The sequence below is a fragment of the Nonomuraea sp. JJY05 genome (assembly GCF_043496855.1).
Lineage (GTDB): Bacteria > Actinomycetota > Actinomycetes > Streptosporangiales > Streptosporangiaceae > Nonomuraea.
This window is the reverse complement of the sequence record NZ_JBIEIS010000011.1, coordinates 250,448-277,116: the sequence shown is the minus strand read 5'-3', so window position 1 is coordinate 277,116 and position 26,669 is coordinate 250,448. Positions and strand designations below refer to the sequence as shown.

Sequence of the window (26,669 nt, the reverse complement as noted above, 5' to 3'; positions counted from 1 at the left end):
GATCCGAGCGGGTCGTCAGGAGTCTCGCACGGCGGGCGGCGTCGCGAGCAGCTCGCGGATGAGCGGGACGGCCAGGCGCAGGACGTCGTCCAGCGGGGCGCCGGCCAGGTCCGGGGTGCGCAGCAGGTGGCGGTGGAAGGTGATGCCGAACATGACGGCCCCGGCCAGCGCCGCCCGCAGCCGCGAGTCCGGCCCCTCCAGATGGAAGGCGATGCGGTCGATGGCCTCGGCGGTGATGTGCCTGCGCAGCAGGTCGGCGGCCTCCTCGCTGGTCAGGCTGGTACGCAGGAGCACGGCCATGGGGGTGTCGGGGGCGGCGGCCCAGCGTTCGAGCATGGCGCGCAGGTAGCTTTCCGCCGAGGCCGCCGGGTCGCCGTCCACGGTGAGCGCGTCCACGTTGATGCGCAGGTCGAGGGCCTCGCGGAAGAGCTGTTCCTTGGTGCCGAAATACTGGATCACCGAGGACTTGTCCACCTGCGCCTCGGCGGCGATGGCCCGGATGGTGGCGCGGTCGTAACCCACCTCGCCGAACACCCGCCGCCCCGCCTCCAGGATGCGGCGGCGGGTGCGCTCGCCCTTGCGCCCACTGCTGCCGGCCTGCTCGATGACATCGGTCACTGCTGGTCACCTCTTCCCGCGCAGGCCGATGCTATCGACTACGGCCTGTCAGCTACCGGGGCGGCCCAGCGGGAAGCCCGACATGTCGCCCGCCTTCATCCGCTCGAACGCCTGCCGCATCGACTCGGCGTCGTTCAGATGGGGGAACGGCTCGCCGGCCGGGACGTCCACGCCGAGGAAGGCGCACAGCGGCTCCCACCCCTCCCGCACGTCGAACACCAGCAGCCGCTCCGCGGGAATGCTCTGCTTCACCGTCTCCACGTGCCGGTCGAAGGCTGCCACGACCAGCTCCTCGTCGGTCAGGTCGGCCCCGAAGGTCCAGTCGGGGCCGAAGTGGGCGCGTCCCATCTGGTCCAGAGCAGGCCGCATTCGCTGCATGGTCGTGAACAGCTGGCGGATCTGCTCGGGCATCTCGTCCGAAGGTTCCGGACGGTTCTCGCCGGAGAGCAGCATCCGGATGCTCGGGTACCACTTGTGCGGGTCCCGTACGGTGAGGATGACCTTCGCCTCAGGGTAGGCCTCGGCCAGCTCCCGCCAGTAGTGGCTGGCGGGCCAGTCGACCTCCGCCTGGTAGCCGTCCTCGAAGACCCGGTCCCAGTCCTCGCGAGTCGTGATCTTCCCGGCCGCCGCCTCCAGCCAGTGATCGACGTGGCCGGGATGGGTCATCACCTCGACCATGTGGTAGCAGGGAGCGAAGCCCAGCCGCTCCAGAGCGGCCTTCATGGACGTGGTGCCCGTGCGTGGAAGGCCCGCGCCGATGACTTTCATCATGCCGAGATCCCCTGTCGTCCGCGATGACGGTCGCCCTCAGGCTAGGCGGGCAGGCGGCAAATCTCAACAGCTGTACATTTTTCTGCCGGACCCCGTGCGCGGCGCCACTGTCGTCCGCGCGATGCTCCTCACCGCCCTCCCCGCGACGGCCTCCGCCGCACCGGCCTCGACCGCCCAGGCCCGTCCATGTCCCCCGTGCGAGCTACCCGCGAGTGTCCACCGCGCGGTGACGATTCCAGGCCGTCGAATCTCTAGCGTTCTCGGCGTAGCCGCGGCGCTCGGCCGCGGGATTCGGCAAGGGAGTCGTCATGCGACTGTTGAAGCAGTTGGTGGCCGTCGCGGCGGTCGCCTTCGCCGGCAGCATGGGCGTGGGCGCCGTCCAGGGAAACAGTGTTCTCACCCTGATCCTCGGTGCCGCCACAGCCGTGCTCGCGGTGTTCGTGTACGCCGCGGTGGTGCGGTGGTCGGAGCGTCGCGCGCCGGTGGAAGTGGCCGCGGAAGGCGCCGCCGCGGCGATTGGCCGGGGAGTGCTGATCGGCGTCGGGTTGTTCGTGGCCGTCATCGTGAACATCGCCTTCATGGGCGGCTACCGGATCGAGGGGCTGGGCTCGGTGGCGGGGGCGGCCGGGCTGTTCGGCTTCATGGCCGCCGCCGCCGTGACGGAAGAGCTGCTCTTTCGCGGCATCCTTTTCCGGATCGTCGAGGAACGCACCGGCACGTGGACGGCGCTGGCTCTGACCGGCCTGCTGTTCGGCCTGTCGCACCTGTTCAACCCGCACGCCAACCTGTGGGGCGCGATCGCCATCGCGATCGAGGCCGGCGGCATGCTCGCCGCCGCCTACGCCGCCACCCGCACCCTGTGGGTGCCGATCGGCCTGCACTTCGGCTGGAACTTCGCCGCGGCCGGCATCTTCGGCACCGAGGTCTCCGGCAACGGAGCGCCGGAGGGGCTGCTGCACGGCGTCACGTCGGGCCCGGCCCTGCTCACCGGCGGCGCGTTCGGGCCGGAGGCGAGCCCGTACGCGGTCGTGTTCGGCGTGCTGCTGACGATCGTGTTCATGTGGCTGGCCCGCCGGCGCGGCAACGTGGTCCCTCTCCGGCGCAGCGCGCGGGGAGGCACGACCGCTACGCTTCCCCGGTGATCGATCTCCGGCGGGTCCCGGACCTGTGGCAGCGGTGTGACGTCACGGTCCGGGATTTTCCGCTCGCGCTGCTGCTGGCCGTCGCGTCGCTCCTGCCGGCGTTCCAGGGCAAGGGGACGGAGATCGGCGAGCTGCCGGCCCGTCCCTTCGACGCGCTGGCCGTCGTGGCGGTCGCCCTCCAGTGCCTTCCGCTCGCCGTGCGCCGGCGGTGGCCGGCCGTCTGCCTCGTCCTGGTGTCACTCGGCTTCACCCTCGACCAACTCCACGCGTACCACGCGCTGGGAGGCACCGCACTCCCCATCGCTTTGGTGAGCGCGGGCGCCCATCTGGAACGTCACCGGCGCGTCACCGTGGTGCTCCTCTCCGCGGCGTACCTGCCGCTGGCGGTCGCGCTCCACCGGCTCGGCGCAACCGAGCCGGTGGAAGGATACGTGCTGTTCTACCTGGCGTTGGTCCTCGCGTGGGGCATCGGGTCCTGGCTGCGCTCCACCCGGGCCGCCGAGGCCGAACGCCGCCTGCGCATCGCCGAGGCCACCCGCGCCGCCGAACGCACCCGCATCGCCCGAGAGCTCCACGACGTCGTGACCCACCATGTGACGGCCATGGTCGTACAGGCCGAGGCGGCACGCTACCTGACCGGCGCGCCCGACCGCCTCGACGCGACGCTGAGCGCCGTCACCGACACCGGACGGCGGGCCATCGCCGACCTGCGGCACATGCTCGACCTGCTCAACCCCGGCAACGACCCCGACATCAGGACGCCGTCCGTCGGCGAGCTGCACGCGCTCGTGGAGCAGACGCGCCGGGCCGGGCAGCCGGTGGAGTTCACCGAGGAGGGCAGGCCGGCGGAATCGGCCGGCAGCGCCGAGTTCGTTGCCTATAGGGTCGTGCAGGAGTCCCTGACGAACGCCCTCAAATACGCCCACGGCAGCCGCACCGCCGTCCGCGTGCGCTATGGCGAGAAGGAGATCACCGTGGAGGTCAGCACCGACGGCTCCGGCTCGCGGGCCGGCTCGCGGGTCGGCTCTCCGGGCGGGAGCGGGCGCGGCCTCGCCGGGCTCCGGGAGCGGGTCGAGGCCCTGGGCGGCGAGTTCGGCGCCGACCGGCAGGCGGGCGGCGGCTTCGTCGTACGGGCCCGCATCCCTGCGGGGAGCCCGTCGTGAACGCGCCGGTCAAGGTCCTGATCTGCGACGACCAGGCGCTGATCCGCACCGGGTTCGCGACGATCATCGGCTCGCAGCCCGACCTCGAGGTGGTGGGCGAGTGCGGGGACGGCCGCGCCGCGGTCGACCTCGCCCGCCGGCTGAAGCCGGACATCGTGGTGATGGACGTGCGGATGCCGGTGCTCGACGGCATCGGGGCGACCCGCCTGCTGGCCGGCGCCGGGGTGGCCGATCCCGTCAAGGTGCTCGTGGTGACGACGTTCAACCTGGACGAGTACGTGTACGAGGCGCTGCGCGCGGGGGCGAGCGGGTTCCTGCTCAAGGACGCCCCACCGGCGCAGCTGCTGCACGGCATCCGCACCGTCGCGACCGGCGCCGCGCTGCTGGCACCCGAGGTGACGCGGCAGCTCGTCGGCAGGTACGCGTCGCGGATCCGCCCCGCCGAGGACACGCCGAACGGCGTCGCGCTGACCCCACGCGAGCTGGAGGTACTACGCCTCATCGCCGACGGCCGGTCCAACAGCGAGATCGCGGCGACGCTGGTGATCAGCCAGGAGACCGTCAAGACGTACGTGTCGCGCATCCTCGCCAAGCTCGACCTGCGTGACCGCGTGCAGGCGGTGGTCTACGCCTACCGCAACGGCCTGGTGACCTGAGATCGGCGACAGCCGGCCGGCGGCAGCTACAGCAGACCCGCCAGCTCGATCCGAGAGGTGATGCCCAGCTTGGGGAAGGCGCGGTAGAGGTGGTAGCCGACGGTCCGCGGGCCGGCCCGGTGGGTCTGGCCGAGGTCACCGGCGAGCTTGAGCCCCTCGGTGGCCTGCCTGAGCGCTTCGGCGTTGCGGCCGCTCAGCAGAAGGGCATGGGACTGGAGCTGCAGGGTGTACGGCAGGACGCCATCAGGTCCCGGTGGCGGCAGCCGGCCACCAGCGTGGAGGTGAGGCGCAGCGCCGAGCCGGCGGCGGCGGCCATCAGGCCCAAAGAGGTGGCGGTGATGGCCTGCTGGGTGGCCAGGGCGAGCGTGTGCTCGACCAGCTCACCGATGGCGGCGAAGCCGCTGAACGGGCCACCCGCCACGATCTTCGCCAGTGGGGGCAGCGAGCGGACGCGTGCCCGACCGGCACCACCCGTCCCGGACCTCGGGCCGCTACGACCGCCGCGTCGCGGCCGGCGCATCGACCTGACCAGCGTCACCCTCAGACCTCGACCTCACGGAGGCTCACCTCACCGAGACCCGGTTCGACAGGGCGACCTTCATCGGGGCTCATCATGGCCGGGTGACCCGTAGGTGTCGTCGTTCGGCCAGCTCCTCCGCGCTGACCAGGGTCAGGATCGGGGTGCCCGGCGGCGCGAACATGGTCACCACCAGCTGCGACTGCGCGTCCGGGAGGTTGTTGGCGCCCTGGAGGTGGATCACGTCGCCGCCGGGCTCGAACAGGGCGTCACCGGCCTTGAGCACCCGGGGCGGCTGCCCCTCCAGCTCGAAGAGGATCTCGCCCTGGGTCACGTACCCGAAGAGCGGCCCGGGGTGCCGGTGCGGCGGCGCGCCGGGGTCACCGGGCGGCAGGGTGACCCGGATGGTCCTGGCCTCGGCACCGGCCGGGATCCGGGACGCCGCCTCCGGCAGGGTCGCGATCACCTCTACGCCTGGGGGCAGGTGTGCGTGCTCAGCGCTCATGCGTTCCTCCGTCCGAACAGGGATTGTCCAGAGTGAGGACAAGACGGCCTCCCCGTTTGTGACAGTCCCACGCGGCTGCGGGCCCGGCCGGGCAGCGCGATCTCGGCGTCGACGCAGCCACCGCCGGATTCGGACACGTTCGGTAATCGCTCGTACACTGATTGGCATGAGCGAGGCCCCCCAATGCGACCAAGACCCTCGGCCTTCAGGAGAGGCGACCGAGGGTGGGCTCGAGTCGGTGACCTGCCACGAGGAGCTGGTGAAACTGCTGGCCGAGCAGTTCGCGCGAGCCGATGTGTCACTGCGAGAGCTTGAGACACGAGCGGACAGGGCCGGCGGGACGCGGCTGCCACGCAGCACCTGCGCCGACATGCTGGCCGGTCGGCGCTTTCCCAAGAAGGCGGTGATGGTGGCGTTCCTCCAGGGCTGCCGCGTCCCCGGCCATCAGCTCCCGGAGTGGGAGCGGGCGTGGGAACGGGTGCGTGTCAATCAGATGCCCGCTGGGTTCAGCGAGAATCGCAGCGTCGAGTCGTCCCATGACACGCCGCTCGCTGCCCAGGTCATGACCGCACCCGGCGACCCGGGGACGCCCCGTGCCACCGGCCGGCGTTGGCGCCGAGCCGCCCTGCTCGCGGCGGTGGCCGTGCCGGCGGCCGCGGTGACCCTGAGCGTCGTCATCGCCCAGAGCGCAACACCGCAACGTGGCGCCTCCGCAGGGGCGCCTGACCACGTCGTGAATCTCGCCCACATCGTCAGTGACGACGGCCGTGCGTTCCCTCGTGGCGGGTCGAGCCGGTTCACCGTGACCGTCAACCCGGCCAACACCGGCGTGCGGCTGATCCGCCGGCTGGACGCAGGCGTCGGTCTGCAACATGCCACCATCACGGTCAACGGAGCCCCGGCGGCAAGATGGCGGCCGCTGCTCGAGGACAGCATCTACAAGTGGAGAGACCAGATCGTCACCATCCCACCGGATCTGACGGCGGGGCGCCGCTCGCTCACCATCGTCAACACGTGCGTGTCCTCCTCGGGCTTCAACGAGTTTCTCTACACCGTGGAGCACCAGGTCAACGGCGTCTGGTCGACTGCCGACACGGTCGACATCGGCCGCGGCCACCCCGCGAGCGAAGCCGCGCACGACTACCGCGTCGTCGGAGAGGACTGGGCCGATACGCAAACCTTCGCCTACCCGCCGCGGAAGGAGGACTGGAGCGTCCAGTGACCTCCAACGGCTGGACCTCCCGCGGCCTTCCTGCCAACGCGCCTTGACCGGCGGTACGAGAGCGCAGGGCGAGCTTCGTGCCCTCTGCCTAAGGCCGGGCGGTACGGAGGGCTCTGGACAGGGCGAGGGCGGCGGTGTGCACGGCAGGCGCGACCTGCTGCATCCGCCTGCGCGAACTCCAGCCCGAGACCGACAGCGCACCCAACGCCGTGCCGTCCGGGGCGAGCACGGGAGCGGCGGCGCAGACGATTCCGGCTCCGGACTCCTCGCGATCGAACGCGACCCTCTCACCGCGTACCCGGTCCAGCTCGCGGGCCAGGACGCCGGGCGCGGTGACGCTCCGCTCGCTGAGGCGGGGCAGCCCCCGCTCCAGTACGGCCCGCACGACGGCCGGGGGCGAGAACGCGAGGATGGCATTGCCCACCCCGGTCGCCGTGGCCGGAAGGCGCCCGCCCACCCGTGACGGGAAGTCCGGGCCGCCCGGTGTGGACAGGATCTCGACGTAGACGACTTCGTGAGTATCGGTCGCCCTGGTCACGGGCGGAAATCGCGGAATCGGCCGCGCGTTCGCCCGCGCGCTCATCGACCACGGTGCGGCGAAGCTCTACGTCGGCGTCCGCGACCCGGCGAGCGTGCCGGATGCCGATGTCGTTCCCGTGCGCCTGGACGTCACCGACGAGGAGAGCGTCGCGGCTGCCGCGGGCGACGTCTCCATCGTGATCAACAACGCGGGGATCGGCGGTGCGAGCACCAAGCTGATGGAGAGTGCATTCGACGGTGCGCGCCAGGCGATGGAGGTCAACTATTTCGGCACCTGGGCGGTGTCCCGCGCCTTCGCTCCCATCCTGGCCCGAAACGGTGGCGGAGCCCTGGTCAACATGCTCTCGGTGGCGTGCTGGGTCGGTCAGCCGCAGTTCCCCGGGTATGCCGCTTCCAAGGCCGCGCAGTGGTCGCTGACGGATGCCCTGCGCAAGGCGCTGGGCGAACAGGGAACCCTGGTGGTCGGGGTGCATGCGGGTTTCGTGGACACGGATCTCAGCGCCTGGACCGATGCCCCGAAGATCAGCGCCGGCACCGTGGCCGAGCTGACCATGGACGCCCTGATCCATGACCAGTTCGAGGTTCTGGCCGACGAGCAGAGCCGGAGCGTCAAGGCCGCGCTGTCGGACCCGGTCGGCGCGCCGTCCGGACCCTGATCCGTCACCTGGACCTGATCGGGGACCCGGGCGCCCGCGGAGGTGCCAAGCGGTGGGGACAGTTCCTGGCGCGGATCGCTCGAGCTGCCGGGTGACTGTCCGCAGGAGCTCGTCGAAGAAGTCCTCGTCGGCCACGGCCCGGGGCATGAGCACCGCACCGACCAGGGCGCTGAGGGTGAGCATCGCCTCGGCCAGGGCGTCCTCGACGCCGTCGTCCGGGTCCGCGATGAGTTCCAGGTACGCGCGGACCTGCTTCTCATATGCCTGAGGCCGGCCCGCGGATTCTGATCGTTGTTTCGCGTGGCCCGCTCCGTCCTCGCCGAGCCTTCGGCGAGCGCGGCGGCCGCGGCCTGGGCGATCAGATCGTCACGCGAGTCGAAGTGTTTGTAGAAGCCACCGTGCGTGAGCCCGGCCTCCGCGGGTCGCGCAGCGGCGCAGTGGAATCACCGGGCAACGGGATGATGAGCATCATCCATATCTGCGCAAAGTGGTATTTGACCAGGGCTTTCTTGATTCTGTGGATGATGAGAATGATCCTTAGCCTGGGTGTTCTGTCGTTCAGAGCGAGGAGCAGGAGCCATGCCCCAGGCGTATGACCCCCGCCACACGGCCGTGCTGCTGGTCGATCCCTACAACGACTTCCTGTCCGAGGGCGGCAAGATCTGGCCGCGCGTGGCGTCCGTGGCACAGCAGGTCGGACTGCTGGACCATCTGCGCTCCGTGATCGCATCCGCCCGGGAGGCAGGCGTACGGGTGATGATCGTTCCGCACCGTCGCTGGGAGCCGGGCGACTACGAGACATGGGATCATCCCAACCCGACCCAGCGCGCCATCATGGAGCGGCACAGCTTCGCCCGCGGAACCTGGGGCGGGGAGTTCCACCCCGACTTCCAGCCGCAGCCCGGCGACGTCGTGGCCCGGGAGCACTGGGCACAGAGCGGGTTCGCCAACACCGACCTCGACTTCCAGCTCAAGCAGCACGGCATCACCCATGTCGTGCTCGTCGGCCTGCTGGCGAACACCTGCATCGAGTCCACCGGCCGATTCGCCATGGAACTCGGCTACCACGTCACGCTGGTGCGCGACGCCACCGCGGCGTTCCTCCCCGAGATGATGCACGCCGCCCACGAGCTGAACGGTCCCACCTTCGCCCACGCCATCACCACCACCGGAGAGCTCACCGCCGCATTCGAGGGGGCGCACGCATGAAGCCGACGCTCCACCGGCTTCCGAGACGCATGGTGACCTTGGGTGGCCAGGGAGTTTTCCTTGGATCACCTAGGCGCAGAATGCACGGATCTCGTCGTGCCGGCCTTGGGCACGAGCGCAGGAGGCGCAGGTCATGGACATGAAACTCGAAGTCGTCGTGGTGCCGGTCTCGGATGTCGACCGGGCCAAGGACTTTTACACGGCGCTGGGCTGGCGGCTCGACGCCGACGTCGCCACCGGCGAGGACTTCCGGGTGGTGCAGGTGACTCCGCCCGGCTCGCCGGCCTCGATCATCTTCGGCACGTCGGTCACGTCCCAGACGCCGGGCTCGGCGCAGGGCCTGCACCTGATCGTGGACGACATCGCCGCCGCGTACGACGAGCTCAAGCGGCTCGGCGCCGGCCCGGGCGAGATCTTCCACGACGCCGGCGGCGTCTTCCATCACGCCGGGACCGACGCCCGGGTGCCCGGCCCGGATCCGCAGCACCGCAGCTACGGCTCGTTCCTGTCGTTCAGCGACCCGGACGGCAACGGCTGGGTCCTGCAGGAGGTCACCACCCGGCTCCCGGGACGGGTGGACCCGTCGGCCACCACGTACGCCTCCGCCTCGGACCTGGCGAACGCGCTGCGCCGCGCCGCGGCCGCGCACGGCGAGCACGAGGCACGCACCGGCGCCGAGGACCCGAACTGGCCGGCCTGGTACGCCGACTACATGGTGCGCGAGCAGGCCGGAAGCGAGCTCCCGTCGTGAGCGCGCGTGCCCACCGTGCTGTCACCGGCCTGCGACCGTTCGAGCTGATCGGATGACCACGACCAGGCTGCCCCGGCAGGAATGTGCGATCACCGTCCTGGGCGGGCCGACGGCTGTCATCGACATCGGGGGCCTGCGCATCGTCAGCGACCCGACCTTCGACGAGGCCGGGCCGCATGGATACCTGACGAAAACGGCGGGTCCCGCCGTCGCCGAGGACGCCCTGGGCGCGATCGACCTGGTACTGGTCAGCCACGACGGCCACCCGGACAACTTCGACGAGCGGGGACGCGTGTTCGCCAGAACTGCCCCGCTGGTCATCACCGGCCCGCTCTCCGCGGCACGACTTGGTCCCCCCGCGATCGGCCTCGCCGGCTGGAACAGCTACCGCGTGCTCCGCGGCGACGGCGCGGGCCATCTCATCGTCCAGGCGGTCCCCGCCGTCCACGGCCCCGAAGACGGCGATCGCGATGCCGACGGCAACGTCAACTGTGAGGTCACCGGGTTCGTCCTGTCCGGCCCGGGACTCCCCACGATCTACATCAGCGGCGACAACGCCTCCATCCGTACCGTGGCGGAGATTTCCCGCCGCCTGCCGGACATCGACGTAGCCCTGCTCCACGCCGGGGCGGCCCGCGTACCCGCGAAGTTCGGCGGGCGCCCCCTCACGTTCGACAGCCGGCGGGCCGCGGCCGCCGCGGCCGTCCTGGACCCGGATCTCGTGATTCCGGCCCACTACGACGGCTGGGCCCACTTCTCCGAGGGACTGGCCGACCTGGAACTGGCCTTCCACGAAGCCGGCCTGTCCTCGCTTCTGCGGACGGCACCGCAGGGCACCTGGACACCTTTGCACCGCTGACGCCCCTGACGCGTCACCCGATCACCCGGCAAGATCGCTATCTGTTGCAGCCGGCCTGCGCCGTCCTCAGTCGGGGTGCCACCGGAATACGGCTGGCATGGGCCGCCGAGCGGCAGGGACATCTCGGACACAGGTTTTCGGACGGCGTTCGCGCAGGTGAGCTCGCCGTCCGGGAACGTACACGTTTTCTGGACAGTGAGCGGATAGCCTTGCAACATCGCAGGTCAGAGGCTCGGACGCCCGGATCTGCCGTATTCCGGTGGCGCCCGCCTGGACGGGCTGCGCGGCACCACATCCGCCGGGAGGCGTGGCACATCACCCGGCATTCGATCCTGTGTGAGAAGCCTGCCTGACCGGGCGACGGCGGCTCCAGGCGTGGCGGGCCTGATCGGCCCTGCGCAGCACCATCTCCTGCCCCCGGGAGCGGTGCACGTCGTCCGCGGTCGGATCCTCGCGGTCGCAGTGCTGGATGAGCAGGGTCGTACGGGCCTCGTCCGCCCGGTTGACGCCCGACCCGTGCACGGTGAGGTAGCTGAGGAACAGCCCGTCCCCCGCCTCCCCTGGACCAGGTGGACCTCAACCCACGTAGTACGTCATCTCCACCCCTGACACCGTGCGCCGCACCGTCTCGAAGCCCGGCAGGTCGACGCGATCGCCCAAGGCATCGCGCACGGCCTCGCTCAGGTGGACGCGGCCGGGCGTGCCGAGATCCTGGGCCATCTTGGAGGCGAGATTGACCGGGGCCCCGGCGACGTCCCAGCCGCCGCTGGGGGTGCGGCCGGCGAGCACCGGCCCGGCGGCCACCCCGATCCGGCCCACGATCTCCCGCTCGGCGAGCCCCGTGCGCATCCCCAGCGCGAAGTGCACGGCCGGGGCGGGCTCCTCGAACAGGTAGATGCCCAGCGGCCCGGCGACCTTGATCTCGACGGCTCCCTCGGGCGGCAGGAGGCTCAAGCCCACGTCGCGCATCGCCGCCGACAGCGACAGTCCTCTCAGCAGCTCCACCTCGGGCGTGTCGGTCGGGACGGCGCTCCGCTCGACCAGGACGACCGTGCGCTCGCGCAGGTGCTCGGCGGCGAGCCGGCCGGCCAGTTCGGCGTCGCCGGGGTGGGCGTCGAGCAGCAGCAGATCGGCGTAGAAGGCGCCGGAGTAGGGGATGGGGTAATGCTGCTCCTGGCCGGTGACCCCCGACTCGCCCGGCCACCCCTCAGCAGTCCCCGCCTCGCCCAGCCCGGGAATGTCGAGGCGGGGACCGTCGAGCACCTGGTGGACGGGCCCGACCAGGCCGCCGACGCCGTCCTTGGGCCGCAGCTCGAAGGGATGCCCGTGCGGCATCCGGTCCACCACGGCCTGCGTCACCGCGATCTCCCCACCCTCGGTGTCGTTCTCGGCGAACTCCTCGACCGCGTCGGCCTCCGCCCCGTACAGCCCGCCCGACAGCTCGTAGTAGGAGCCGAGGTGCGCGCCGATCCCGATGCGGACCTCGCAGTGGCACCGGATCTCGTCCTGCGCCGTCAGCAGGGCGGACAGCAGCGTGGATGCCTCCACTGTCTCCGGATGGAACAGTTGCGCGTTGTCGGCCGCCCACACCCCCACCGCGCGCCCCCCGGCGGCCCTGGCGCACGCGTGCAGAATCCGCTTCGGCCGGTCGAGGAGCGCCAGCACCTCCAGCAGCCCGAGCCGCTGGCTGAGCCGGGTGAGCCCCGCCGAGTCGGACACCACGGAGTATCCGCGCGTCGCGTGGCGGCTCAGCAGGCGGCGCGCGTCACCGTCGGTGCGGGCGGAGGCGCGCCACTGCTCGACGAGCAACAGCGGCAGGCCGGCGGCGACGTCGCGCGAGGTGTCGAAATCGCCCGGGGTGAGCGGGCCGGCGGGGGGTTCGTAAGCCACCCCACCACCTTAACTTACCCTAAGTGATCATTCATATGCAGTTCGTAATGTCACAATGATCTGCGCCCCTGGAGGCCCGTCGACGTCATCGTGCGAAGCCGCTGCGTCGGCTGGCTCCAGCGCGACCATAGCGGCCGCGACGTCGCCTGCACGATCGACGGCCCGGTGCCCGGACCGGCCAGCACCAACCGCGTGCAGGTCGTCACCGCGCTGCTGGCCGCCCTTTGTCGCCCCCGCACCCCTGCCCGACCTCGGGCCCGAGGCCCGCACTGCCCGCAGGCCGCGCGCTCGCTCTTCGCACGAGCGGCAGATCTGCCCCTTCACCCCGGCGCAGTTCGCCGCCGCAGCGCTGGCCGACAACCTGCCGCGCCTGCCTGACGGCTCCTATCGCGTGCACATCGACGACGGCTTCGACGACACCGAGCTGGGCCGCGTCTACCGCTCCGGCCGCCACTGGCAGGCCCTGGCTCCCGACGGGCGCGTGGCCGTGCACCGCGCCGCCACCCGTACCGAGGCAGTCGACCAGATGCTCGCCACACCCGGCCCGCTCTTCGGCGACCCCGCCGACACGATCCTTCACGACCTATGACCCCCCGGCGTTTCCTCGACGACGTCAGCCGCTGAGGCCCTGACCCGTATGCCAGTAAGTCCGCACTGATTCACGTACAAGATCCTCCGGCCTGCAAGAGGAGAACGTGATGGACGGAAATCTGGACCGCGCCGCGGTCGCGTTGCTGAGGAAACTCAAGCCGGAGATCCAACAGGAGTTCCTGCAGAGTGAGGAGTTCCGGTCGCTGTCGGCCGCCGACCGTGACCGAGTCTACGAGATCGACGCGGAGCTGTCGGAGGCTGAGCGCCAGAGGAAGGCCGGGGGCGCTGACCCTCCCGCCAAGAACCCCTCAGAGAGCCCCCGCCTCCTTCCTCTTCGAGGGGTCCGGAAGGCTTGGCCCCACACGCTGCGGTTGGACCAGTCCTCTAAATGGAACCCGAACGCGGCCCGGATTTCGCACGAGCGCCTCTCTCACTAACGCGTTCAACGGGTGCCGCCGGAATACGGCAGATCCGGGCGTCCGAGCCTCTGACCTGCGGTGTTGCAAGGCTATCCGCTCACTGTCCAGAAAACGTGTACGTTCTCGGACGGCGAGCTCACCTGCGCGAACGCCGTCCGAAAACCTGTGTCCGAGATGTCCCTGCCGCTCGGCGGCCCATGCCAGCCGTATTCCGGTGGCACCCCTTCTTCGGCGCGCCGCCCTTGCCTGGGATGCGGGGCGGGGTGGCGCCGAAGAAGCATGGCCCGCGCTTGGCCCTGGACGAGCCCGGCACCTGGGGCGAGCCCGATGAGCAGTTGCGCATCGGCGCCCCGGACGGCAGCCGCTGGCATCGCAAGCACCCCGAGCCGCGGCCCCGCCGCACATGGGAGGGCACTGGCATCGTGGAGGGCACCTTGATCCGCCGCGAACGGGCCCACCCCAGCGTCGCACGTGCAGACCTGGTGGCTGTGGTGGGCCGGTCACTCCGGCGCCTTCGACCTGGCCCTGCTGGCCGGGGCGTACGGGCACCGCTTCACCACCGAGCACCATTTCCGGTTCGGAAAGCGAGATCTTTCCTGGACGGCCCACACCCCGCTGTCTCCGGCCCAGGCGAGTCGGTGGAGTTGGCTGGTGGCGCTGGCCTACGCCCAGATACACCTGGCCCGCCCGCGTCATCCGTCCCCACCACCCCGTGATCAAAAGGGCAGACCAGACAACACCGGACGCCCCAGGGACAAAGCTCACGGGCACGAGCCAAGGCCGAGATCAACAAGGCTTAGATCGTCAGAGGAATCCGATCAACCAGGGTTTCTGGCTCGACGGCCTCACTGGGAAACGCTCTTCAGAGCTTGATCGAGCCCTTGGTGAGTGAACTGGCGCCGTCCCTGCTCCAGGCGGTCGGTCGGGTAGGGGTAGGAAGCGCCACTCGGCTCCTGGCGGCTAGGCGATACGTCGCGCAGCCGTAGAGTCGATCCTTGCCGACGTGGGAGGCTGGTCCCGTCATGTCGTCACGGGAGGCTCGGGTTCGAGTACGTCATAGCGGAGCCTAAGGGCCGGAGGCGTCAGCAGCGGGACACGGCGGCGCTGGGTCCACAACAGGGGCGTTCCGTCGGTGCGCCGGGCCAGCATCGCGCGCCGCTCCAGCCGCACGCCATCGGTCGGGATGGCGGCGGGCTCGATCTGGTGGATCCGATGGACGTCGGACACGCGCAGCAGATCGCTCTCCGGCTCGGGCAGCGGGGTGTGCTCGGTAGACAGGTTGGCGGCCCGGCCTTGGACGAATCGTCGACGGTCCGCGATCTCCTCAATAGGATACGGGTGCCAGCGCGGCGGAATTCGTGTGGCCACTTGGTAGGTGAAGCTTGGCCGCCCGGTCGCGTTCACGATTACGGGCGGTGCTGGGTGCGGGTCGTCGGAAGTTGGCATGTCCCGGCCGCGGATGCGCTGTTCGACGGCCCAGACGAGGTTGGCGTCCTCATCGATGCCAAGCGTCACTTCGTCGAGGACTGGTCCGGCCAGGGGGGCTGCGGCTGTTGCCCACACCGCCAGTGATTGCGGGCCAAGGCCCTCCGTGGCGAACAGACTCCAGCCGTCGGCGGGCGGGGACAGCTGCCACTTTTCGTCGAAGGAGTCGATCACGGTGACATCGGAGAGTGTGATGATGTGACCGGCGAGGGCCTCGATGGGGAAGCTGAACCAGTCGTCGGACTGGTTCATGATGAGGTCGATGAGCAGCAGCGTCGCGAAGTGTGAACGGTCCGGTGGGTAGCCGCCGATGTCGACCTTGCCGTCCTCGATCTGCCACCAGCGGGGCAGCGGCGCCCCCGGGTAGTGGATCCGGCTTGGATAAGCGGATACCTGACGGATGGGGGTCGAGGCGTCAGCGACGACGACGAACTGCAGCACATCATCGATCGGCTACTGACCGCCGTGCCGACCGGAAGCTACGTGGCAGTGGCCAACACCACCACAGCGGTCAACGGCGAGGCCACCGCCGAAGCGGTCCGCGTATGGAATATCGACGCTCAGCCGAAACTCAAGCTGCGGACCCCGGAACGAATCGCTGAGTTCTTCGACGGCCTTGAGGTGGTGGAACCAGGCTGGGTCTCGTGCTCACGGTGGCGCCCTGAGCCAGAGTACGACGGCAGCCTGCCGGTCGAGGTCGAGCAGTGGTGCGGGATCGCACGCAAGCCATAAGAGGCCCCAGGTCGGAGCGTTGAACGCAGCAGCGCCGAGGCCGCCGCGCCTGACTACACCGTTCCTCAACGCCAAGACGCCGGTCAGGGCGCATCACACCCCCGCGTAAGTCCGAGCAGGCCGAGCGCCAGGAACGCCTCCTCCGTCCCGACACGCCGCAACGCCCGCGACCGTCATGGCCGATGATCATCCCTCCCATCGGCACTAGCCTCGGGCTTTCACGGTGAATTTCACCACGCTTGATCGTTCACATAAGAAAAGTGCCTTTGAGCTGGGAGGATGGGGCTTGTCGAGAGTCCTGTCCACACCAAATCAGAAGGCACTTTCCAAGTGAAGACTATCGCTTCGCGCGGCAAGATCACCGCATCCGCCGACGCTGCCGGGCTCCTCTCCCACGCGGGTGGCCTGCTGCTCCTGCAGACGCTGCGTGTCACCGGCCTGGACACGGCCCTGTCCGCCGGCCTGCAACGCTGGCGCTCCTCCCGCGCGGTCCACGACCCCGGCAAGATCGTGGCCGACCTGGCCCTCAGCCTCGCCCTAGGCCACTGGGCCCAGAAAGCCGGCGCTCACCCGGCAAATGCGCAGCGGCGGCTCGCGGCAGCCGGTGGGGCGCCTGCGTTGGTCGCACCGGCGTCGCCCTCTGGACGTGGGGCACCCGCTGCAGCCTGGCGATCGGCCCGGCTCTCTGAGGGGCGGTTGGCGCCGCGAGTCTCGTGCGCGCGTTGGGCTGCGGGGCCGGTTCTCATGGAGTTCTCAGGTGGATTTTGTGGCACTTTGAGCTGAGTTTTATGAATATGGGGCGATGGAGCACGTGCCGCAGGAGGTCGGTGCGGCCGAGGCTCGGCGAGCCGGGGCCGGGAGGGCTCGGTGGTTTGTCGCCGGGGGCGGCGTGCTTGTCGTCGTGGCGGTGCTGGCGTACTGGCTGGGAAGCAGCGGTGGGAACGGCGAAAGGGCCGCGCCCTCGCCGAGCGCGACGCCGACGCCCAGCGCGACGCTCGCGACGGCCGAGGTCTTCAAGAGGGCCGGGCCGTCGGTGGTGGTCATCCAGGCCGGGAAGTCGCTCGGAACCGGGGTGATCGCGGCCGAGGACGGGACGATTCTGACGGCGTACCACGTCGTCAGAGGCACCAAGGGGAAAGACGCCGAGGACGTCAGGGTGACGTTCGCGGACGGCACCAAGGCGAAGGCCGTCGTCGTGTCGTCGAACCCCAAGCGCGACGTCGCGGCGCTCAAGCCCGCGAAGCTGCCGGAGATCGTCGTCCCGGCGACGCTCGGCGGCGCCGTGGCCGTGGGCGCGCCCGTGGTGGCGATCGGCAATCCGCTGGGCCTGACCTACAGCGTCTCCACCGGCGTGGTGTCGGGCCTGAACCGGACCACCGAAGAAGGAGATCGCGACCTGGGTGGGCTCATCCAGTTCGACGCCTCCGTCAACCCGGGCAGCTCCGGCGGTCCCCTTCTGGACGCTCGTGGCCTGGTCATCGGGATCGTTGTCTCGATCGCCGATCCGGGAGGCGACGAGGCGTTCGCGGGCATCGCGTTCGCGGTGCCGATCGGCTTGGCCCTGGGCGGTGATGAAGGCGACGGCCCGCCGGGACCTGGTATTTGACCGACCGATGCGTCTGGAGAAGGAAGACCATGACCTCGACCAAGTCCCCCGAGTCCGCTCACCCGCTCGAACAGGTGCTGTTCGAGGTCAAGCGCACGATCGTCGGGCAGGACGTGCTGCTGGAGCGCATGGCCGTCGCGTTGATCGCCGACGGTCACCTGCTGGTGGAAGGTGTCCCGGGGCTGGCCAAGACGCTCGCGGTGAGATCGCTGGCCGCGGCGATCGCCGGGAGCTTTCAGCGCGTCCAGTTCACCCCCGACCTGGTGCCGGCCGATCTCGTGGGTACGCGGGTCTACCACCAGCATTCCGGGGAGTTCAAGACCGAGCTGGGCCCGGTGTTCGCGAACCTGCTGCTGGCTGATGAGATCAACCGTGCCCCCGCCAAGGTGCAGAGCGCCCTGCTGGAGGTGATGCAGGAGCATCAGGTGACGATCGGGCGTGAGACGTTCCGGGTGCCCGAGCCGTTCCTGGTCATGGCGACGGAGAACCCGATCGAGTCGGAGGGCACCTACCCGCTGCCGGAGGCGCAGGTCGACCGTTTCATGATGAAGGTGGTCGTCGACTATCCGACGCAGTCCGAGGAGCAGGCGATCGTCGAACGGTCGCTGCGCCCGCCCGAGCCGCCGCAGCCGATGGTGACGGCCGAGGACCTGATCGCGATGCGGGCCCGCGCGCAGCAGGTGTACGTCGATCCGGCGATCGTCGGCTACGCCGTACGGCTGGTCTCCGTGACGCGCTCCCCGGCGACGGCCGGGCTCGGCGAGCTGGAACGGTACGTCACGTACGGGGCCAGCCCGCGGGCGTCCATCGCGCTCGTCACGGGCGCCCGGGCGCTGGCGTTCCTGCGCGGGCGCGACTACGTCCTGCCGCACGACCTGTCCGAGCTCGCGCTCGACGTGCTGCGCCACCGCCTCGTGCTGTCCTACGAGGCCCTGGCGGACGACGTCGACGCCGACACGATCATCACCAGGGTGCTCGGCGCGGTCCGGGCGCCCGACGTCGTCCTGCAGAACCGCTGAGCCATGGCCAGCGCCCCCGAAAAGCTCCTGCTCCGCCTGGAGTGGAAGGTCGTCCGCAGGCTGGACGGCCGGCTCCAGGGCGCCCACCGCACCGCGCACCGCGGCTCCGGGATCGACTTCACCGGGTTGCGCGCCTACGGCGACGGCGACGACGCCCGCCACATCGACTGGAACGTGACCGCACGGCTGGACGAGCCGCACCTGCGGGTGTTCACCGAGGACCGCGAGCTGACGGTGTGGCTCGTGCTCGACCGGTCGGCGTCGATGCTGGCGGGCCGGCCGGGGCGTGGCAAGCATGACGTGCTCGCCGAGCTCGCGCTCGTCCTGGCCCGGCTGTTCGGACGGGGCGGTAACCGCGTCGGCGCGCTGCTGTTCGACACCGGGATGCTGCGCGTCGTGCCGCCCGGCACGTCCCGGCGGCACGCGCTGCGGATCGGCGCCGAGCTGGAACGCACCGCCGCAACGGCGCGCGGTGGCGCCACCACCGACCTGGCGGAGATGCTCGACGCGGCCGGACGGCTCGCGCGCCGCCGGGCGCTCGTCGTCGTGCTGTCGGACTTCATCGGCGACGGCGACTGGGAGCGCTCGCTCCAGCGCCTGGCCCGGCGGCACGAGGTGGTCGCCCTGCGGATCGTGGACACCGCCGACGACGTGCTGCCCGAAGCCGGGCTGATCGTGGTCGAGGACGCCGAGACCGGCGAGCAGCTCGTCGTGGACTCCGCCGACCCGCTGTTGCGGGTCCGCTTCCGCGAGGCCGTCGACGCCCGCGACGCCCGGCTCGCGGCGGGCATGCGCCGGGCAGGGGTGCCCGTCCACCGCATCGACACCGACCGCGATCTGGCCGAGGCGCTCGTCGAGGTCGTCGCCCGGACCCGGGACCGGTCGCCATGACCGAGCTCGCCGAGGTCATCAAGGGACACGGAGGAGGCTCATGACCCTGTCCTCCCCGCTGCTGCTGGCTGTCGGACTGCTCGTCACGGCGGCGCTCGTCTGGGCGAGCGTCGTCTCGGCGCGCCGGCGGACGGCGGCGCTCGCCGCGGCCGGCGTCGCCGTGCCGGGCGGGCGCCGGGCGTACCTCGGTAGCGGCCTGACGATCGCCGGCGTCGCCGTGCTCGCGATCGCCACCGCCGGGCCGGCGGCCATGGTGCCGGTCCCGCGGAGCGCGGGCACCGTCATCCTCGCCATCGACGTCTCCAACAGCATGGGCGCCGACGACGTCGCGCCCACCCGGCTGGCGGCCGCGCAGCGGGCGGCCCGCGCGTTCGTGGCGGCGCAGCCCGACAGCGTCGACGTCGGAGTCGTCGCGTTCGCACAGGGCGGGCTCACCACCGCGCGCCCCGATGCCGACCACTCCATCGCGCTCAAGGCCATCGACCGGCTGAAGATCGCCGGCAGCACCTCGCTGGGGACGGCCATCATGGCCTCGCTGGCGGCCATCACCGGCAAGCAGGTGACCATCGGCCGCGACGGCGCCGCACCCGACATCGGCTACTGGCCGTCGGCGACGATCGTGATGTTCTCCGACGGCCAGAACCGGGGCGGGAACGCAGAACCGGCCGTCGAACCGGCCGCCGAAGTGGCCCAGAAGGCGGGCGTCCACATCCACACCGTCGGGGTCGGCACCACGGCCGGGGCGACGGTGCAGGTCGACGGCTACCGCCTGCAGACCTCGCTGGACGAGGACACCCTCACCTCGATCGCGCAGACCACCGGTGGCGCCTACCACCCCGCCTCCGACACCGCGCGGCTCGACGGGATCGCCGACACGATCGATCTGCGGCTCACCGTCTCCGACGAGCCGCTGCCTCTCGCCGGCCCCCTGATCGGGCTCGCCCTCGCATTGCTCACCGGGGGAGCGGCGCTCACCGTGCTCCGGTCTGGACGGGTGATCTGAATGTCGTTGTCATGGCCGTGGGCGCTGCTGTCCGTCCTGATCATCCCGCTGATTTTCGCCGTCCGCTGGTGGGCGCGGCGGCGCCGCCGGCGGGCCGCCGTGCGGGTCACCTCGATCGCGCTCGTACGCAGCGCCCTGCCCGGCGGTACGCGGTGGACGCGGAGGATCCCCGCGGCACTGTTCATCGCCGGGCTCGCGCTGCTCGCGGTCGGGGCCGCGCGACCGCAGGCGTCGGTGCCGGTGCCGATGACGTCGGCGACGATCCTGCTCGCGCTCGACACCTCCGGCTCCATGTGTTCCACGGACGTCGACCCCAACCGCATCACCGCCGCCAAGAAGGCCGCCGCGGACTTCATCGAGTCGCAGCGGGGCGGGCCGCGCATCGGCCTGGTCACCTTCGCGGGCACCGCGGGGCTGCTCGTCCCTCCCACCGACGACACCGACTCGCTGATCGAGGCGCTGGACGGCCTCACCGTGTCCCGCGGCACCGCGATCGGGCAGGCCATGCTCACCTCGATCGACGCGATCGCCGAGGTCGACCCGTCGGTCGCCCCCACCGGGGCGAACCCCGGCGACGGCGGCGCGGGAGGGTACGCCGGGGCCGCGATCGTCGTGCTCACCGACGGCGCCAACACTCAGGGCGTCGACCCGCGGACCGCCGCCCAGGAGGCGGCCCTGCGCCGCGTCCGCGTCTTCACCATCGGCTTCGGCACCACGAACCCGGCCCCGATGGTCTGCGACAACTCACAGTTCGACGGCGGCTTCGGCGGCTGGGGCGGTGGGTTCGGCGGCCGTGGCGGCTTCGACCGGGGCCGCAACGTCCGCTTGATCGACGAGCCCGCGCTCAAGCAGATCGCCCAGACCACCGGCGGCTCCTACCACCGCGCCGAGAACGCCGACCAGCTCCAGAGCGCCCTCAACGCCCTTCCCGGCAGCTTCACCGTCATCCACCAGCGGGTCGACACCGCCGCCGCCTTCGCCGCCGGTGGCGCCGTCCTCATCACCGCGGCCCTGTCCCTGTCCCTCTGGTGGAACCGTCCCCGCACCCCGGCCCGCTGACGTATCTCCAGACGGTGGGGCCTTGACCATACGGCCGGACCCGCCGGCACCGGCCCTGCGGACGATGGCAAGGGCGCAGCCGCGGATCCGGCAGGCCCGAGGCGACCGGGAGCCGGCTGGTCACGCCGAGCGCGGCGACGTCAGCGGGAGCCTGGCGGCTGGACGACCGCGCCAGGCCGGCGAGCGGGCGACAGGGTGCGATCGCCGGGAACAAGGACGTGCGGGATGCGGCGTCATGAGGCGAGGACGGCGGCGGTGGCCCGCCAGCCCTCGCGGGCGCTGGGGTAGCGCGGGGCCCAGCCGGTGGCCGCGCGGAAGCGGGCGTTGCCGACCCGTAGTGAGCGGGTCAGCGAGGTGAGGCGGTCGCCGAAGAGGTAGGCGGCGCGGCCGGGCACGCTGACCCACAGGCGGGTGGCGGCGGCGCGGGCGAGGGCGCGGGCATACTCCCGCTTGGTCAGCGGCTCGTCGTCGACCACGTTGTACGTGCCCGCGGGCGCCCCGAGCGCGGCGACGACGGCTTCGGCGGCGTCGGTCACGTGGATGGAGGACACGTAGCCGTCCGGATGGCCGAGCACCATGCCGACATGGTGGCGGGCCTGGGCGTACATCTGCTCGCTGTGCGCGGCCCCCGGTCCGTAGAACCAGCCGAACCGCAGCACCACGCCCGCGCCGCCGCCCTCCCGGCCGAACCGGCGCGCGCTCGACTCGGCGGCGAAGTTGCCGCGGGTCATCGGGTAGTGATCGACGGGCGCGTCCTCGTCGATCCAGCGCGCGCCCTGGTCGCGGTAGACCATGCTGACCGACTCCTGGACGACCCGGCCGACGCCGGCGGCCAGCGCGGCGTCCACGATGGCGGCCGAGCCCTCGGTCCGCACCCGGTTGTTCCGGCGCTGCGCTCCGGCGCTCATGAACTTGCTCATCGGCGGGATCGCGCTGGCCAGGTTGACCACCGCGTCGTGCCCGGCGAAGGCCGAGGTCAGCGCCTCGCGGTCGAACAGCGACACCGCGACGGGGGTGGCGCCCTGGCTGCTGAGGGCGGCCGCCCTGTCCGGCGTGCGGGCAAGGGCGCTCACCGTGTGCCCCGCGGCGAGCAGGGCAGGGACCGTGTGGCGGCCGATCGCGCCGGTGCCGCCCGTGACGAACACTCGCATGGAAAGAGAGTACTCTCTCACTATGGCGAGGACGACACCGGGGGTCACCCGGCAGCGGCTCATCGACGAGGCGGTGCGGCTGTTCTCCACCCGCGGATACGCCGCGACCTCGGTCGCCGACATCCAGGCGGCGTGCGGGCTGACCACCGGCTCGGGCGCGCTCTACAAGCACTTCCCGTCGAAACGGGCGCTGCTGGAGGAGGCCGTGCGGCAGAACATGGAGGCCGTCGCCCGGCGCGCCGCCGCGGCCACGGCCGGGCGGCCGGCGGACGAGGACGGGCGCGCGGCGCTGGAGCGCATGGCACGGGTGGTCTGGGAGTCGCTGGAGGGCGACCGCGATCTCATCCGCATCATGCTGCGCGAGTACGACGGGTTCCCCGATCTGTTCGAGCGCATGTGGGAGGGGGTGCTGGCAAGCGTGTACGCCCAAGGGGCCGCCTGGATCGCCGCCCAGAAGGCGCTGGGCAAGGCCGACGTCGACGATCCGGAGGCGGCCGGGGCCGTGCTGCTGGCGTCCCTGACCTACTATCCGCTGCTGCGGGCCATGATCGGCCACACGCCGGGCGGTCTCGACCCGGAGCGGTTCCTCGCCGCCTGGGTCGAGCACGCCGCCGCCACGCTTCGACTGCGCTGACGGGCCCGTAGGCGTGCCGCCGGGGCGTCGTCATCCGTGCGGCGGGCCGGCTACGCCTTGGCGGCGACCAGGACGTGGGGCGAGTCACATGATCGCGAGCTGCCCTCCGTCGATGACCAGTTCCGTGCCGTGGATGAAGGCGGCGTCGTCGGAGGCCAGGAAGGCGTAGCCGGCCGCGACCTCCTCCGGCAGCCCCGCCCTGCCGAGGGGGATGTGGTCGCGTTCGTACGACGTGACGAAGTCGCCCGAGAGCCCGGCCGAGATGGAGGCGTTGAGCGGGGTCTGGATGTAGCCGGGGCACAGCGCGTTGACGCGGATGCGGTGCCTGCCCAGCTCCACGGCCATCGTCCTGGTGAGCAGCAGCACGCCGCCCTTGGAGGCGTTGTAGTGGGCGTAGTCGGCCTCGCCGCCCAGCCCGTTGGTGGAGGACATGTTGAGGATGACCCCGCCCGTGCCCTGCTCCACCAGGTGACGGGCCACGGCCTGGGCGACGAGGAACATGCCGCGCAGGTTGACCGCGATGATCCGGTCCCAGTGGCCGGGAGTGATCTCCAGGAACGGCTCGCGCCAGGCCGTACCGGCGTTGTTGATCAGGACGTCGAGGCCGCCCAGCGCCGCGATGGCGCCCTCCACCAGCCGGGTCACGTCGGCCTCCGCGCTGACGTCGCCGGCCAGCCCGCCCACCTCGCCCAGCGCGGACAGCTCCGCCACCGCGTCGTCCACCTCGGCCTGTTCGAGCCCGCCCAGCAGCACCCTGGCGCCTTCCTCCAGGAACCTGCGGGCCGTCGCGGCGCCGATGCCGCTGCTGCCCCCGCTGATCAGCACCCGCTTGCCGGCCAGTCCCCGCATGATGTCCCTTTCCTCAGCGGACCGCGCCGCGAGCCGCGACGCGGAGTTCGGTGGTGACCTGCCCGTTCTCGACGCCGTAGGCGAGGTCGAAGAGGTTGACGGCCGAGCAGGCGTGGCCGGGGATGAGCTGCGCCCGCGTGCCGACCGGCAGCTCGTGGTGGTGCCCCGGCTCCAGGTGGGCGACCGCGTGCTCCTCGTTGAGGAACTCCATGTGCAGGTACGGCAGGCCCGCGGCCCTGATCCAGTCGGGCGTGCCGCTCCCGTCGGAGGTCAGGCACTTGGTGCCCGCGTCGAAGACGACCCGTTCCGGTGCCGGCCTGGCGATGACGGTGGCCAGCACGCGGGCCGCGGCGCTCTGCTCGGTGGCCACGCCCAGGCGCATCATCGCGGTGTCGTTGAAGATGTAGGTGCCGGGCCGGATCTCGGTCACACCGGCCACGCCGGCCGCGTGCCGGGCGGTGGGGGTGCAGCCGACGCTGATCTCCCGCAGCTCGATGCCGTCGCGGGCGCACAGCTCGGCGGTCGCGACCAGGTCGGCGCCCTCGCGGCGGGCGGTCTCGGCGAGCTCGGCCGGCGTACGCGCGTGGTAGGCGTGGCCGGCCAGCGTGAGCAGCCCCACCACCTCGACGCCGGGGACGGCGGCGATCTCGGCGACCAGGTCGGCGGTGGGACGGCCGGGCGGGCGGCCCAGCCGGTGCTGACCGGTGTCCACCTCCACCAGCACCTCCACCGGCGGGCCGCCCAGCCGGCCGAGCCCGGCGGCCACCTCGGGGGAGTCGAGGCTGACCCGTATCCTGGCGCGCTCGCGCAGTGCGGCCAGGCGGCGCAGCTTGGGCTCGCCCCAGACGGGAAAGGCCAGCAGGATGTCGTCGATCCCGGCGTCCGCCATCACCTCGGCCTCGCCCAGCTTGGCGCAGGTGATGCCGCCGGCCCCGGCGTCGAGCTGCATCCGCGCCAGCTCGGGCATCTTGTGCGTCTTGATGTGAGGGCGCAGCCTGACGCCGTGCTTGGCGGCCGACTTGGCCATCTCCATGATGTTGGCCCTGACCGCGTCGAGGTCGATGACGAGCGCCGGAGTGTCGAGTTCGGGGTACATCGGTGGACCGCCCCTTCGGAAGATTTCCCCAAAAATAGCATCCATTCCGAATCGTGCACCAGCGTTCCGAGATATGGAATAGAAGTCGCTCTTGACAGCGGTCTTGCTTCCTGGTGTTCTGGCACGGATTCGGAACTACATTCCGTATCACAGAACGAGGAGTAGGCATGAGAGTCGGCGACCCGTGGGGGCGGCGGCCCCGGCCGGAGGCGCCCGGCCTCCGGCTCGACGGGCCGGCGGCGGACCTGGAACGTCACGCCGCCGCCTTCCGGCGCCTCGGTGGGGCGCGCGCCCCTGAGCCGGGTTGCGAGGGGTGGCCGGGCTCCGGCGGGCGACCGGGCGATGGCGGGCGGCCGGGCTGCGGTTGGCGGCCGGCCCGCGCGGTCGGCTGCCGGTGGTGCGGTGCGGTGGCCGGCCGATCGTCGGCGCGGCCGTGTGCCGTGGCCGCCGACGGGGCGGGCCGGGCGCTGCGGGCCGCCGCTATGTTGCGTGGGGGCCCGGGGCCGCTGGCGGTCGCTGTGCCGGGCGGGCCGGGACGGGGGCCGCGGGCCGCCGTTGCGGCGCGTGTCCCGGAATCCGCCGGTAGGCCGTCGTTACCTGCACGGCTTGTACGGCTTGTCGTACAGCGAGTAGTCCTCGGGCTTCTTCAGGGAGTTGAACTTCAGCGTCTTCGACTTGGCGCAGAAGCTCGCCGGCGAGATCTCGTACTCCACGTGGAAGACGGGCTTGCCCGCCTTGACGAAGACGTTCAGCTCCGAGCACTCGTCGAACTGGAAGCACTCCTCGTTGACCGCGTAGTCGAAGGACGAGACCAGCTCCTCGGCCTGGCTGAGATCGTTCTTCAGCGCCACCGACAGGCCGCGGTCGTGGGCCAGGCCGGCCAGGGCCCGGTTGTAGGTGAGCTGGGTGGCGGGGGAGACGGTCCAGCCGGTGACCGACCTGCCCTCCTCGTGGGCGTTGACGACGTCGAACTCGACCCCGTCGAACCCCGCCTGGACGCACTTGTCCACGCGGGCCGCCATCATCTTCAGCAGGAAGTCGCGCTGGCCCTTGTCGTTGTTGATGTTCGCCCAGCGCTCGTTCGGGAACTCGTCGCTGAACGGCTTGCCCAGCAGGGAGTTGCCGCTCTTCTTGTGAAAGTCCACGAACTGCTGGTAGTCGGGCCGGAAGTCCTCGATCGAGCCGGCGTCGATGTAGCAGATCGCCTTGGCCCCGCGGGCGTGGATGGCCTTGACGGCCGCCGTGTTGAGGGTCCTGTTGTCACCGGCGACCTCCTCGGCGGCGTACAGGTCGATGTCGAAGACGCTCGGCCGCACGCAGGCCCCGCCGCTCTGCGGGACCCCGCAGATGTCGACGTTGACGCCGCCGGTGGCGGCGTAGGCCTTGCTGCCCTGGAGCTGGTACTGCCAGCGGCTGTCCACCGGCGGACGCCAGATCGCCGCCGACTCCGCCGCCTGGGCGGGGGTCGCGAGGAGCGTCGTGGAGGCCGGTATCAGGGCCGTGGCGACGGCGAACCGGGTTAAGAGAGTCCGGAGGTTCAATGCATGACTCCTTCCGTAATGCGGAATGCTATTCCGCGACGAGGGAAACGCACGGTTGACGAGGTGATCGATTCGATCTTGATGTTGAGAATCC

At 71.1% G+C, this 26,669-nt stretch carries 29 protein-coding genes; 17 read left to right on the top strand and 12 right to left on the bottom strand.

The annotated features are described in order from the left end of the window. Nucleotides 1-15: 15 nt before the first annotated feature. A complete protein-coding gene (locus ACFKCF_RS19940; protein WP_394495528.1) occupies nt 16-618 on the bottom strand; it encodes a TetR family transcriptional regulator in 603 nt (200 codons plus the stop codon). A gap of 48 nt (nt 619-666) precedes the next feature. Continuing rightward, nucleotides 667-1,389: a sulfotransferase family protein gene (locus ACFKCF_RS19935; protein ID WP_394495527.1), complete on the bottom strand. Its 723-nt coding sequence runs from the start codon at nt 1,387-1,389 to the stop codon at nt 667-669. Between the two features lie 308 nt (nt 1,390-1,697). On the opposite strand from ACFKCF_RS19935, the gene ACFKCF_RS19930 reads away from it, so the two are divergent. The 3 genes from ACFKCF_RS19930 to ACFKCF_RS19920 are packed head-to-tail and all read left to right on the top strand — an operon-like array spanning nt 1,698 to nt 4,350. Further along, nucleotides 1,698-2,531, top strand: a complete 834-nt coding sequence (locus tag ACFKCF_RS19930) for a CPBP family intramembrane glutamic endopeptidase (protein WP_394495525.1) — start codon at nt 1,698-1,700, stop codon at nt 2,529-2,531. Continuing rightward, entirely contained in the window at nt 2,528-3,694 is a 1,167-nt protein-coding gene (locus tag ACFKCF_RS19925; protein ID WP_394495524.1) for a histidine kinase, read from the top strand. The genes ACFKCF_RS19930 and ACFKCF_RS19925 overlap by 4 nt, the downstream gene beginning before the upstream one ends. Further along, on the top strand, nt 3,691-4,350 hold the full coding sequence (locus ACFKCF_RS19920) for a response regulator (protein WP_394495522.1): 660 nt from the start codon (nt 3,691-3,693) through the stop codon (nt 4,348-4,350). Before ACFKCF_RS19925 ends, ACFKCF_RS19920 begins: the two co-directional genes overlap by 4 nt. Nucleotides 4,351-4,543: 193 nt before the next feature. On the opposite strand, the gene ACFKCF_RS19915 is transcribed toward ACFKCF_RS19920, so the two are convergent. Further along, entirely contained in the window at nt 4,544-4,771 is a 228-nt protein-coding gene (locus tag ACFKCF_RS19915) for a hypothetical protein (RefSeq protein WP_394495521.1), read from the bottom strand. A gap of 190 nt (nt 4,772-4,961) precedes the next feature. Continuing rightward, nucleotides 4,962-5,372 (bottom strand): cupin domain-containing protein, encoded by a 411-nt coding sequence (locus ACFKCF_RS19910; protein ID WP_394495519.1) that lies wholly within the window; start codon nt 5,370-5,372, stop codon nt 4,962-4,964. Between the two features lie 166 nt (nt 5,373-5,538). On the opposite strand from ACFKCF_RS19910, the gene ACFKCF_RS19905 reads away from it, so the two are divergent. Next, nucleotides 5,539-6,594 (top strand): hypothetical protein, encoded by a 1,056-nt coding sequence (locus tag ACFKCF_RS19905; RefSeq protein ID WP_394495518.1) that lies wholly within the window; start codon nt 5,539-5,541, stop codon nt 6,592-6,594. Between the two features lie 88 nt (nt 6,595-6,682). Here ACFKCF_RS19905 and ACFKCF_RS19900 read toward each other — a convergent pair whose 3' ends face one another. Next, complete coding sequence (locus tag ACFKCF_RS19900) at nt 6,683-7,132, bottom strand: IclR family transcriptional regulator (RefSeq protein ID WP_394495516.1); 450 nt, start codon at nt 7,130-7,132, stop codon at nt 6,683-6,685. Here ACFKCF_RS19900 and ACFKCF_RS19895 point away from each other — a divergent pair. The 4 genes from ACFKCF_RS19895 to ACFKCF_RS19880 all read left to right on the top strand — a co-directional run bounded on the left by ACFKCF_RS19895 (nt 7,125) and on the right by ACFKCF_RS19880 (nt 10,609). Further along, on the top strand, nt 7,125-7,790 hold the full coding sequence (locus ACFKCF_RS19895; RefSeq protein WP_394495592.1) for an SDR family oxidoreductase: 666 nt from the start codon (nt 7,125-7,127) through the stop codon (nt 7,788-7,790). The genes ACFKCF_RS19900 and ACFKCF_RS19895 overlap by 8 nt on opposite strands. 579 nt (nt 7,791-8,369) lie before the next feature. Next, nucleotides 8,370-8,999 (top strand): cysteine hydrolase, encoded by a 630-nt coding sequence (locus ACFKCF_RS19890; RefSeq protein WP_375112180.1) that lies wholly within the window; start codon nt 8,370-8,372, stop codon nt 8,997-8,999. Between the two features lie 139 nt (nt 9,000-9,138). Further along, entirely contained in the window at nt 9,139-9,750 is a 612-nt protein-coding gene (locus ACFKCF_RS19885) for a VOC family protein (RefSeq protein ID WP_394495514.1), read from the top strand. Between the two features lie 52 nt (nt 9,751-9,802). Further along, on the top strand, nt 9,803-10,609 hold the full coding sequence (locus ACFKCF_RS19880; RefSeq protein ID WP_394495513.1) for an MBL fold metallo-hydrolase: 807 nt from the start codon (nt 9,803-9,805) through the stop codon (nt 10,607-10,609). 315 nt (nt 10,610-10,924) lie between these two features. Here the strand turns inward: ACFKCF_RS19880 and ACFKCF_RS19875 are convergent, their stop codons facing one another. Further along, a complete protein-coding gene (locus ACFKCF_RS19875; RefSeq protein ID WP_394495511.1) occupies nt 10,925-11,131 on the bottom strand; it encodes a hypothetical protein in 207 nt (68 codons plus the stop codon). Nucleotides 11,132-11,185: 54 nt separating this feature from the next. Beyond that, entirely contained in the window at nt 11,186-12,499 is a 1,314-nt protein-coding gene (locus tag ACFKCF_RS19870; RefSeq protein ID WP_394495509.1) for an adenylate/guanylate cyclase domain-containing protein, read from the bottom strand. Nucleotides 12,500-12,890: 391 nt separating this feature from the next. Between ACFKCF_RS19870 and ACFKCF_RS19865 the strand changes: the two genes are divergently transcribed. Continuing rightward, nucleotides 12,891-13,088 carry a hypothetical protein gene (locus tag ACFKCF_RS19865; RefSeq protein ID WP_394495507.1) on the top strand — a complete coding sequence of 66 codons (198 nt, stop codon included), beginning with the start codon at nt 12,891-12,893 and terminating at the stop codon, nt 13,086-13,088. A 109-nt stretch (nt 13,089-13,197) separates the two neighbouring features. Further along, the gene (locus tag ACFKCF_RS19860; protein WP_394495505.1) at nt 13,198-13,527 is read left to right on the top strand and encodes a hypothetical protein; all 330 of its coding nucleotides are present in this window, start codon (nt 13,198-13,200) and stop codon (nt 13,525-13,527) included. A 1,002-nt stretch (nt 13,528-14,529) separates the two neighbouring features. Here the strand turns inward: ACFKCF_RS19860 and ACFKCF_RS19855 are convergent. Further along, nucleotides 14,530-15,435 carry a hypothetical protein gene (locus tag ACFKCF_RS19855; protein WP_394495503.1) on the bottom strand — a complete coding sequence of 302 codons (906 nt, stop codon included), beginning with the start codon at nt 15,433-15,435 and terminating at the stop codon, nt 14,530-14,532. Here ACFKCF_RS19855 and ACFKCF_RS19850 point away from each other — a divergent pair. The 6 genes from ACFKCF_RS19850 (at nt 15,361) to ACFKCF_RS19825 (ending at nt 21,304) form a co-directional block, all read left to right on the top strand. After that, entirely contained in the window at nt 15,361-15,726 is a 366-nt protein-coding gene (locus ACFKCF_RS19850) for an SAM-dependent methyltransferase (RefSeq protein ID WP_394495502.1), read from the top strand. The genes ACFKCF_RS19855 and ACFKCF_RS19850 overlap by 75 nt on opposite strands. Nucleotides 15,727-16,615: 889 nt before the next feature. Then, complete coding sequence (locus ACFKCF_RS19845) at nt 16,616-17,332, top strand: S1C family serine protease (RefSeq protein WP_394495500.1); 717 nt, start codon at nt 16,616-16,618, stop codon at nt 17,330-17,332. A 29-nt stretch (nt 17,333-17,361) separates the two neighbouring features. Then, entirely contained in the window at nt 17,362-18,351 is a 990-nt protein-coding gene (locus tag ACFKCF_RS19840) for an AAA family ATPase (protein WP_394495498.1), read from the top strand. 3 nt (nt 18,352-18,354) lie between these two features. Next, nucleotides 18,355-19,242, top strand: a complete 888-nt coding sequence (locus tag ACFKCF_RS19835; RefSeq protein WP_394495497.1) for a DUF58 domain-containing protein — start codon at nt 18,355-18,357, stop codon at nt 19,240-19,242. Between the two features lie 40 nt (nt 19,243-19,282). After that, nucleotides 19,283-20,245 carry a VWA domain-containing protein gene (locus ACFKCF_RS19830; protein ID WP_394495495.1) on the top strand — a complete coding sequence of 321 codons (963 nt, stop codon included), beginning with the start codon at nt 19,283-19,285 and terminating at the stop codon, nt 20,243-20,245. Further along, nucleotides 20,246-21,304, top strand: coding sequence for a VWA domain-containing protein (locus ACFKCF_RS19825; protein WP_394495494.1), 1,059 nt, complete (start codon nt 20,246-20,248; stop codon nt 21,302-21,304). It begins immediately after the preceding gene. A gap of 233 nt (nt 21,305-21,537) precedes the next feature. Here ACFKCF_RS19825 and ACFKCF_RS19820 read toward each other — a convergent pair whose 3' ends face one another. Next, nucleotides 21,538-22,455 (bottom strand): NAD-dependent epimerase/dehydratase family protein, encoded by a 918-nt coding sequence (locus tag ACFKCF_RS19820; RefSeq protein WP_394495492.1) that lies wholly within the window; start codon nt 22,453-22,455, stop codon nt 21,538-21,540. Nucleotides 22,456-22,477: 22 nt separating this feature from the next. Here ACFKCF_RS19820 and ACFKCF_RS19815 point away from each other — a divergent pair, with 22 nt between their 5' ends. Beyond that, on the top strand, nt 22,478-23,089 hold the full coding sequence (locus ACFKCF_RS19815; protein WP_394495491.1) for a TetR/AcrR family transcriptional regulator: 612 nt from the start codon (nt 22,478-22,480) through the stop codon (nt 23,087-23,089). An 84-nt stretch (nt 23,090-23,173) separates the two neighbouring features. Here the strand turns inward: ACFKCF_RS19815 and ACFKCF_RS19810 are convergent, their stop codons facing one another. From ACFKCF_RS19810 to ACFKCF_RS19800, 3 genes are all read right to left on the bottom strand, one after another. Then, complete coding sequence (locus ACFKCF_RS19810; protein WP_394495490.1) at nt 23,174-23,938, bottom strand: SDR family NAD(P)-dependent oxidoreductase; 765 nt, start codon at nt 23,936-23,938, stop codon at nt 23,174-23,176. A gap of 13 nt (nt 23,939-23,951) precedes the next feature. Beyond that, nucleotides 23,952-25,034, bottom strand: a complete 1,083-nt coding sequence (locus ACFKCF_RS19805; RefSeq protein ID WP_394495489.1) for an alanine racemase — start codon at nt 25,032-25,034, stop codon at nt 23,952-23,954. Nucleotides 25,035-25,627: 593 nt separating this feature from the next. Then, the gene (locus ACFKCF_RS19800; RefSeq protein WP_394495487.1) at nt 25,628-26,575 is read right to left on the bottom strand and encodes an endo alpha-1,4 polygalactosaminidase; all 948 of its coding nucleotides are present in this window, start codon (nt 26,573-26,575) and stop codon (nt 25,628-25,630) included. Nucleotides 26,576-26,669 lie beyond the last annotated feature (94 nt).